Below are 9,018 nucleotides of genomic sequence, written 5' to 3' on the forward strand. Positions count from 1 at the left end.
GATGGTTCGAACAGGACGGCGTCGTGGGTTTGCGGGGCGCCCGGCGCGATGGTGGGCAGGTCGACGGCGGCGGCGGCAAGGGCGTATCCCCAGTGGGAGGGGAACAGCCAACTCAGTTGCGCCACCACAGGTGTGGTGAGGCGGAACAGGCCGCCGCAGAACACCAGTTGGGCGATGATCGCGATGACCAGCGGCGGCATGGTCTGTTCGGTGGACCCGACCGTCGCCGAGATTGCCAATCCGACAAGCACTCCGAGCGCTCCGGTGGTCGCGGTCGCCACGGTCAGGGCAATGGTGGCGACGAGGGAGGTGGGGGTGCCCTTGCCGAGGTAGGTGATGGCGAGCATGATCGTGCTTTGGCAGGTGGTGGCGGTGACATAGACGGCGATCTTGGCGGTCAAGTAAGCACCCGGGCGCAGTCCGACAGCACGTTCGCGGTGGTAGATGGCGCGTTCACCGACGAGGTCACGCACCGTGAGGGCGGTGCCCATGAAGGTGGCGCCGATGATGAGGATAACCAGGATCTGTACAGCTTCACCCGCGGTGTCGGTGCCGGTAGCGAGGGCGAAGCCGGCGCTGCCCGGAATGACCAACGTCAGCAGACCGAGCACGATCGGCATCACCGCCAGAAATGTCAGGTAGCCACGGTCGGCGATGATCAACCGACACTGACGGTGTCCGACCGTGCCGGCCTGGTGGGCCGCGGAGCTGGTCGGCGGCGGCGGTGATGGGCGGGTCATGCGGCGCGGCACCACGACCACGTCATCGGTGCCCGAACCCAGTCCGAGTCGGCGTCGGTGATTCTGGTGGGCGTCGTCGGGTCGGGCGGCGACGTAACCGAAGATGTCGGCCCAGTCGTCACTGCCCATCACCATCGACACATCGTGGGCCGGTCCGCAGAACGCGGTCTTGCCGCCGGGCGCCAGCAACACCACCTGATCGCACATGTCCAGGTGGGTCAGCGAGTGTGTGACCACCAGCACCGAGCGGCCGGCGTCGGCCAAGCGTCGCAGGGTGCTCATCACGTGACGGTCGAGGGCCGGATCGAGCCCGGAGGTCGGTTCGTCGAGGATCAGCAGTGCCGGGCTGGTGAGCAACTCCATCGCGACCGATGCTCGCTTGCGTTGTCCACCGGAGAGTTTGTCGATGCGGGTGTCGGCATGGGCGGTGAGGTCGAGTTCAGCGAGTACGGCGTCGATCACGTGGTCGCGGTCGGCAGACGTCAGGTCCGGCGGCAGCCGCAGTTCGGCGGCGTAGCCCAGGGCGTGGCGGACGGTGAGTTTGTGGTGGAGCACATCGTGTTGGGGCACCATCCCGATGCGGGTGCGTAGCGCGGCGTAGTCGGCGTGCACGTCATGGCCATCGAAGGTCACATGGCCCGTGCTGGGGGTGGCTACCCCAGCGATGACCGACGACAGGGTGGATTTGCCGGCGCCGGAGGGTCCGATGATCGCCGTCAACGTGCCCGGTGCGGCCGTGAACGAAATGTCGTCGAGCAGCCGAAGTCCGCCGTCGACGACGAGTCCGACACCGTCCACGCGGATGCCGTCACCGCTGGTGATGCCGTCACCGCAGCCGCGGGTGGGTAGTCGGCGCAACTGCTGGTCGTTGACGACGAAATCGGTGTTGCCACAGGTGATGAGCGCACCGTCGTCGATGTAGGTGTCGTGGATGCGGTGCCCATCGACATAGGTGCCGTTGCTGGACTGCAGATCCTGCAGTCGCAGACCGTCTGCGGTGCGGGTGAGCCGGGCGTGGGCGCGCGAGACCAGCTGGTCATCGACGCACACCGTGTTGGTCGCGGCACGCCCCACCGTGCACACCGCCGCCAGCGGCACACCGTCGAGTTGTCGGGTGAGCGCGCCCAGGTTGGGGCCGCCGGTCAGTCGTCGCGGACCGCGGTCGGCTGCGGCGGTCTCGTCACCGACGTCGCGGCGGGTGCTGAACACGAGACATCTCCGATCTCGCCGGGACTCGGCGCCAAACCAGGTGGACAGCAATCAGACGCGGCGACCCGGGTCGGATGTTCCCGCCAGGTGAGCACGCATGCCTGCGCAGCGCACCGGTCCGAGTTGGCAGCGGTGCGGAGGACCGATCAGCGGATGTCGGGGCGGTTTGGGTGGTCGTCGCCCACCACTCCGGCAGCCGGCCGCACCTGCTTGCTGTGGTTGGTGCGCCCGGCCGCGCGGCGACGGATGCTTCCGGGCGTGGTCACATCACGTCGTCGGTGGTGTGGTCGGGTCCGCCGTCGATGTAGCGGACGTCGTCGCCGTAGCCGTCGCCGTCGGTGTCGGTGACGGCGGTGTCGGGCAGACCGTCGTCGTCGGCGTCGAGGATGGTGGTTTCGAACGTGCCGTCGGCGTCGGCGTCGATGACTTTGACGTCGAAGGTGCCGTCGCCGTCGATATCGCGGATCGACGACACGACTTGGCCGTTGTCGATCTCGTCGATGCGGTCGATGTTGCCGTCGGCGGACACCGTGGTGACCTCGTCGACGGTGCCGTCGTTGTCGAGGTCTTCTTCGACGATGGTCGTGGCATCAGCGCCGGCGTAGATGGCGGTGTCGAGGGTCCCGTCGCCGTCGGCGTCACCCTCGATGAGCACCACGTTGCCCTCGGCATCGAGGTAGCCGTTGACCTCGGCGCCGTCGGCGGTGGCGGTGTGGATGACATCGACGGTGCCGTCACGGTCGACGTCGGTGGTCGAGGTGACGGCGGCCTCGCCGAACGGTGTCGACACGGTCACCGGGTCGACAGCAGGTGCGCCGTTGGTTTCGGTGGTGGTGTTCTCGGACATGGTGGCCCCCTTCTGTTATGTCCCCCAGGCTCGGGGGCTGCTGCTGTTGTGGTGTCAGGAATGAGTTGCGGCGAGTGGCCGGCAATGTTCCCCGGGCGCACCGACGTTGTGTCAGCGGATCAGTCCGGAGCGGGTCAGGTAGGTGCGGGCGTCGTCCACGGATTTCAGTCCCCCGACGCTCATGATCAGTCCGGACTCGGAGTCGGCGTAGTCGATGCTGACGTCGACCTCGTCGGCGTTAATCTCGGCGGCCGCGGTGCGGTCGGCCGATTCGACCAGGACTCCTTTGCCCTGGGTGTAGATGCCGTTGCGGATGTTGACGATGCGACTGTTGGCTTCGTTGTCGTCGACATGAAACGACAGGTAGTCGCCGATCGGGTCGACCAGCTCGGCCAGACTGCTCTCCGGGGCGTAGTCACACATGACTTCGACGGCTTCGTTGTCGGTGAAACCGGTCTTGCGGCAGTCGCCGAGTTCGGTCTGCATCCCCCCGGGCAGCGTCGCCAGCAGTTCGTCCTGGTCGGTGATGATGCGCCCACCGTCTTTGCCGGTGGCTTCGGCCGCAGCCGACGACGATGCCGGCGCAGCTGTGGTGGTGTCGGTGGCGTCGTCACCGCCCCGGGTCAATGCGACTGCGGCGCTGCCGATGCCGATGACGGCCACCGCGGCGATGGCCACGGCGATGATCCGGGGCCACCGCCGACCGGTGTTGCCGTTACCTGCGACATCGGTGGCCGCGGGGTGTCCGCGCCCGGGGGTGTGGGCGGGTTGGTCGTGCCAGGACGGCATCAGGTCGCTGGCCACGGGGACGCCACGCTGCTCGGTGACCGGTTCGGTGGCGGCCAGAGCGGTGGTGACCGCGCCTTGGGCAACAACGGTTTTCGGGTCGTCGAGGGTGGCGACCGGACCGACCTGGCCGAGTTCCTGCTGGATGCGGGGGATGCGGGACGATCCGCCGGTCAGATACAGGGCGGTGATCTGGTCGGGGTGGGTGATGCCGGCGTCGAGCAGCGTGGCGCGGGTCAGCTGGAGCGCTTCGCCGACTGCCGGGGTGATCAGTTCGTCGAACTCGTCGCGGGTGATCTGCAGAGTGGTGCGGCCACCGGTGGCGGCGGGCACGGTGATGGTGGCCGACGGCGCTTCCGACAGCAGCTCTTTGGCGCGGCGGATCGAGTCCTGCAGCGCTTGCAGTGCGTCGATGGGGGCGCCGCGCCGCAGCCAGGCGACGTGCTCCGGGTCGCGTTCGGCGAGGCGGTCGAACACCCACCGTTGGATCAGCGCGTCCAGGTTTTTTCCGCCGAGCCCGTTGTTGCCGCGGGCAGCGACCACCTCGAAAGTGCTGTCGCCGGTGACGGTGAGCACCGCGATGTCCAGGGTGCCGCCACCGAAGTCGAACACCACGATCTTGGCGCCGGGCTGCATGGCGTGTGACCGGGAGTAGTGGGCGGCGGCCGCCCGTGGTTCGGAGATGGTGCTGATGTCGGCGGCGGGTACTCCGGCGCGGGCGGCGGCGTCGGTGAGGACCTCGATCTGCGGCGGTGACCACGCCTCGGGATGGGTCAACACCACCTGGCTGGGGGGCTGGCCGGCGTGGGCGGCGATCGCACGACCGATGATGGTGCCCAGCACCGCCGACACCAGGGCGGCGGTCGGCACGGTGTGGCCGTTGACGGTGGCCATCGCCAGGGATGGACCGCCGATCAGTCGTTTCGGGGAAGCCACATAGCCGGCCGGATTGTGTTGGGCAGCATCGACAGCGGCGTCACCGACGATGATGCGCTCAGGTGTGTGCAAGAACACCGCCGACGGCATCAGGTGGCTGGTGTGGGTCAGCGACAGTGTTTCCACTCCCCCACTAGTGGCGCCGGAGTGGGCGGCGGCGGAGTTGGAGGTGCCGAAGTCGATGGCCAGAATCCACGAGGCAGAAGGCATAGGAGATCGGGGTTTCCTTGCGTTTAGCGGCCGACGCCGCTGGTGGTGGTCAGAGTGGTGTAGAAGCCGATGAGGGTGACCAGGGCGGCGTCTTCGGCGGCCGAACCGGTGGCCAGGCTGCGCTGCTGCGCCATCGCCAGGCGTTGCTGGGCGGCGGCGGCGATCTGGGTGGGGTCGCTGTGCTCGGGCAGTTCGACCTGTCCGGCACGGTGCGTGGCGGTCAGGATGGTGCGCAGCTCGTCGGTCACCGGGCAGTCCGGGTCGGTGCGCAGCATCCGCTGGTAGTCCTCCAGGACAGTCACCAACTGCAGTGTTGGGTCGCTGCGCAGCCCGGCGGCGATGGTGCGGATGTGGTCGCGCGCCGGGTGGGTGAACGCCAGCTGGTCCAGACGCGCCAGGATGCGATGCGCACGGTGCAGCACCGCATACCGGGCGATCGAGGTGTGCAGCAGATGCCGGAGGGCGTCGATGCCGCAGCGAGTAGCCAACCAGTCGTTGAGGGCGGCCGCACCGTGGCCGGCGGCCTCGCGGCCATGGATCAACCCGTACTCGCCGACCAGCCCCAACAGCTGCGCACGCGCCGCCGGCGGCAGCGAGGCGGGCAGCTGATCGTTGTCGATGATTCTGGCCACCTGCCGCGGTGTCAGTCCGCCCAGCGCGGACAGGGCGGCGGCGGTCTGCTCGGTGAGTTGGCCGGTGTGGGCGGTCTGCGCGAGCAACCCCGATACCGGCACCACCGTGGACACCGTGCCGGCGAGTTGGGTGGCCAGCCGCTGGGCGTGCTGTCCGGCATGGGCCAGCGGGTCCCGCTCGCCGAGTGCGCCTTCGCCGAAACTGTCGGCCCGCGACAGCACCCCCAGCATGGTCAGCGGCGTGAACGGCAACTGCTGCAGAAAGTCGAGTTCGTCGGTGCGGGGGGCGGCGTCGAACAAGAACACCGCGGCATCAGCGTCGACCGAGGCGGTACGGGTTTGTTCGAACCCGTCGATCACCGCGCGGCGGGTGGCCGCATCGTTGTCGACGGTCAGCGTCGACAACCCTGGGGTGTCGATCAACGTCAGCTCGCGCAGCGCCGCCGACGGCAGCCAGCGGTCGACGAACGCGATCTGCGGGCTCGGCAGCGGCAACGCCACACTGTGCCCGTCGCGGCCCACCGCCACCGGCTGACGGTGTCCGTCGAGGCCGACGACCTCGGCACGCGACGGTGCGCCGTCCTGATAGACGGTCACCACATGCGTGGCTTCCAGCGCAGCGGTTTCGGCGACCGGCGCCCCGATCAGCGCGTTGACCAATGTCGATTTTCCGGCCTTGAGTCGGCCCACGATCAGCACTCGCGGCGGCGACCACAAGATGGTGCCGATCGCGTTGGCATGCCCGACCAGATCGCCACCGAGCCCCGCCAGCTGATGCAGACCACGATCCAGCACGGCGTGGATCGGATCGACACCACCGGCGGCGCCGTACCCGGCGGGGGCGCTCATCGCACTGCCCCACCCATATCAGCACCCGCGGTCGCCGCCGCTGGCCGCGACGGCGGTTCGCTCGCGGCCAGCAGGGCAGTCGCGGCGGCCAGGCGTTTGTCCACGATGCCCAGGTTGGTGGTCAACCGGCTGTGGGTCTTGGTGCGGGTCGCTTCGTCGGCGGCCGCGTTCTGCTGCACCTCGGCGATCGTTTTCTGCAGGGTGTCGATGTTGGTGCGCAGGTAATCGCGGTAACGGATGACGATCTCCGGGCGGGCCTGGGCCACAGCCGCATCCAGCAGCCGACCGGTGGCCGATTTGGTGGCGCCGATGGTTTCGCGCAGCCAGCTCAGCAGATTGGTTTTACCCGCGCGGATCGCGCGGAAACTCAAATTCACCCCCACCCAGGCGGTCCCGACGATCAACCCGACACCCATCAGCGCCGACAAGCCAAGCAGACCACCCAACGTCGAGGAGCCGACCACCCCCATCGTCAGCAAGGTCGGGTCGAGCAGACCGTGGCGTTTGTTGCCGACCTGGTGGGTTTCGATCTTCTTGTCCTGCATCGAATCCACGATGCGGGCACACAGTTCTTCCCACACCGCCGGGTCATCGGCGAAGCGCGACTCGATGACCGAATCATGCAGCCGCTGCAGAAACCCGGCCAACGTTTCGGCCATCGCCACCTGCAGATCGGCTTGCATGTCGGCGGTGAACTTCTGGGCACTGCTACGCAGTACCGCCATGCCGTGGGTGTTGATGTAGTGCGTCCACTTGTCACGCACCGCGTCCAGCCGCTGCTCGAGATCGTCGACCGCGGACTGACGCAGCAACGTCAGATCCCGCGCCAAATACTGCTCCCACTGGCGTGACTGATCCTGCAGCTCGCTCAACCGGTCCCGCTGGGCGGTCAGATCCGGCAACCCCGCCGCCCTGACCTCGAGAGCATCGAGCTCGGCCGCCACGGTGCCGCGTACCGTGCGTAACCCCTCCACACAGGTGCGCACCGCATCCAGGTGCGGTGCGCGGGCCCCGACCTGCAGCCGGGTGGTGATCGCCGCCCGCAGCACGCTGATACCGCTGTCGGCGTCGAGTTCGGCACGCTCGGCCGGGTCGGTGGTCTCCACCGCCCACGCTGCGTACAGGCTCGACACCCCAATCACCGGGACCGGGCGCTGCAACTGTTCGGCGATGATGCGTTGGTTATCGGCGACGATCTCACGCCACCGCCGCAGATGTTTGTCGATCTTGGTGACCGCCACCACCACCGCATCCACCGTCGAGGCGGCCTGCCGAACGAACGCGATCTCCGGGGCGGTCAACGGCGACGAGGCGTCACAGGCCACCACCAACACACACGCCTGCTGCGCCGAGCGGCTCGCCAAACGTGTCAAACCCGCATCCAGCCCGCCCACCCCGGGAGTGTCGATGACGGTGACCCCGGCCAACATCGAGGTGCGGATCGCTACCGCCGCCGAGGTCGGCAGTTCCTCGACCTGCGGATCAACGACGCGAGCCCCGCCGGTGGTCACCCAGTCGGGCAGTTGCGCCACCGGGCAGTCGCGCGGCCCGGACGGAAAGAACAAGGTGGCCCGCTCAGCGCACTCCAACTCCGGATCCGCGGTCACCGACACCGTGGCCGACGAGGTCACATCCACTCCGACCGGGCAGATACCACGCTGCCCGACCAGCGCGTTGACCAGCGAACTTTTCCCGCGCTGCACCTCGCCGACCACCACCACCGTGGCGGCCTCAGTGTCGGACAGTTTCGACTCGGCGATATCGGCGATCGCATCCATCTTGTAGGCGCGCAGCACCTTCACCGCGCCCGCGACGACTGCGGCAGCATCATCCGCCGGCGCCGCCGATGTCGGTGCGCTCTGTTCAGCCATCACTGCTCGTCCCCCGCGGTCCCCTTCACCCTCAGCCCCCAGCAACCGCATACTCTGCGCCCGCGGATCGCGGTGCCACGAGCAGTGCGTGACCTGGGTACCAGGGATGTCGGGGTGTGAGTGTACCGACACCCCACTATTCGCGGGGATCGTGGTAGTGCACTACCCTGCAGCCGAGCAACAGAATCGTGCAGGTTCGGTCGGGGGGAACCAAATCGGCCGCCAGCGCATCCAACTACGGAAACGACACAGTTTTGCGTGCGGGCCACGGCCGGTCACAAGGGGGGCGCTCTTCCTTGCGGCACACCCGCAGAAGGGACCACCACAACGATGACGCGTTGGCAACCAACACTACGCACGATGGGGATCGCCGCGACCACCGCAGCCACCCTGGCGACTTTGACCGCGTGTTCCACCGATGGCCAACCCGCCAGCGACGACCCCGCATCCAGCAGTAGCGCAGCCGCCGCATCGGTCGATGTAGCCGCCCTCGACACCGGCCCCTACCCTACCGAGCCGCGCCCGGAGTTCGGCCGCGCCACCGACGACCAGATCGTGCAGGTCGAAGGCCAACGCATGGCGCAGTTCATCGTGGTGCCCTTCGAGGTCGACCGCGACATCACCGACATGAAGAACCCGACGTCGGCCATCGCCAGCCGCAACAACCTGACCATGATCCTCGGTGAAGGCACTCCCGAGGTGCCCGCCAACGATGACCTGCTCTACGGATTCACCACCAGCGCCTCCACCCCGGCCGCCAACATCCGGCAGGGCACCAGTCGCGGCCTCAACACCGTGGTGCTGCGGTACATGACACCGCAGGCCGCCACTGCCGCCGCCCAGCAACTCGCCGAGCAGGTCGCCGCCAACGGCGACGACACCGTCACCACCCTGCCCGGCCTGCCCGGCACCCACGTCATCCGCGACGAGGGCACCGA

The 9,018-nt window shown here is 68.2% G+C and carries 6 protein-coding genes; 1 reads left to right on the forward strand and 5 read right to left on the reverse strand.

Annotation, left to right across the window (positions count from 1 at the left end; genetic code table 11):
* The 5 genes from OSB52_RS24275 to OSB52_RS24295 form a co-directional block, all read right to left on the reverse strand.
* On the reverse strand, positions 1 to 1,949 hold a 1,949-nt coding region (locus OSB52_RS24275), incomplete at its 3' end, for an ATP-binding cassette domain-containing protein (protein ID WP_266063881.1).
* Positions 1,950 to 2,211: 262 nt separating this feature from the next.
* Positions 2,212 to 2,796 (reverse strand): hypothetical protein, encoded by a 585-nt coding sequence (locus tag OSB52_RS24280; RefSeq protein ID WP_266063883.1) that lies wholly within the window; start codon positions 2,794 to 2,796, stop codon positions 2,212 to 2,214.
* 111 nt (positions 2,797 to 2,907) lie between these two features.
* Positions 2,908 to 4,728, reverse strand: coding sequence for an Hsp70 family protein (locus OSB52_RS24285; protein ID WP_266063885.1), 1,821 nt, complete (start codon positions 4,726 to 4,728; stop codon positions 2,908 to 2,910).
* A gap of 23 nt (positions 4,729 to 4,751) precedes the next feature.
* A complete protein-coding gene (locus tag OSB52_RS24290) occupies positions 4,752 to 6,209 on the reverse strand; it encodes a GTPase (protein WP_266063887.1) in 1,458 nt (485 codons plus the stop codon).
* Positions 6,206 to 8,080 carry a dynamin family protein gene (locus OSB52_RS24295; RefSeq protein WP_266063888.1) on the reverse strand — a complete coding sequence of 625 codons (1,875 nt, stop codon included), beginning with the start codon at positions 8,078 to 8,080 and terminating at the stop codon, positions 6,206 to 6,208. The genes OSB52_RS24290 and OSB52_RS24295 overlap by 4 nt, the downstream gene beginning before the upstream one ends.
* Positions 8,081 to 8,440: 360 nt before the next feature.
* On the opposite strand from OSB52_RS24295, the gene OSB52_RS24300 reads away from it, so the two are divergent.
* On the forward strand, positions 8,441 to 9,018 hold a 578-nt coding region (locus OSB52_RS24300; protein ID WP_443673201.1), incomplete at its 3' end, for a DUF7373 family lipoprotein.

It is taken from the genome of Gordonia aquimaris (assembly GCF_026262595.1).
GTDB classification, from domain to species: Bacteria; Actinomycetota; Actinomycetes; order Mycobacteriales; family Mycobacteriaceae; genus Gordonia; species Gordonia tangerina.

Coding starts and splice junctions, on each gene's coding strand:
- OSB52_RS24285 (WP_266063885.1), bottom strand. CDS start 4,728: ATGCCTTCTGCCTCGTGGATTCTGGCCATCGACTTCGGCACCTCCAAC.
- OSB52_RS24290 (WP_266063887.1), bottom strand. CDS start 6,209: ATGAGCGCCCCCGCCGGGTACGGCGCCGCCGGTGGTGTCGATCCGATC.
- OSB52_RS24280 (WP_266063883.1), bottom strand. CDS start 2,796: ATGTCCGAGAACACCACCACCGAAACCAACGGCGCACCTGCTGTCGAC.
- OSB52_RS24295 (WP_266063888.1), bottom strand. CDS start 8,080: ATGGCTGAACAGAGCGCACCGACATCGGCGGCGCCGGCGGATGATGCT.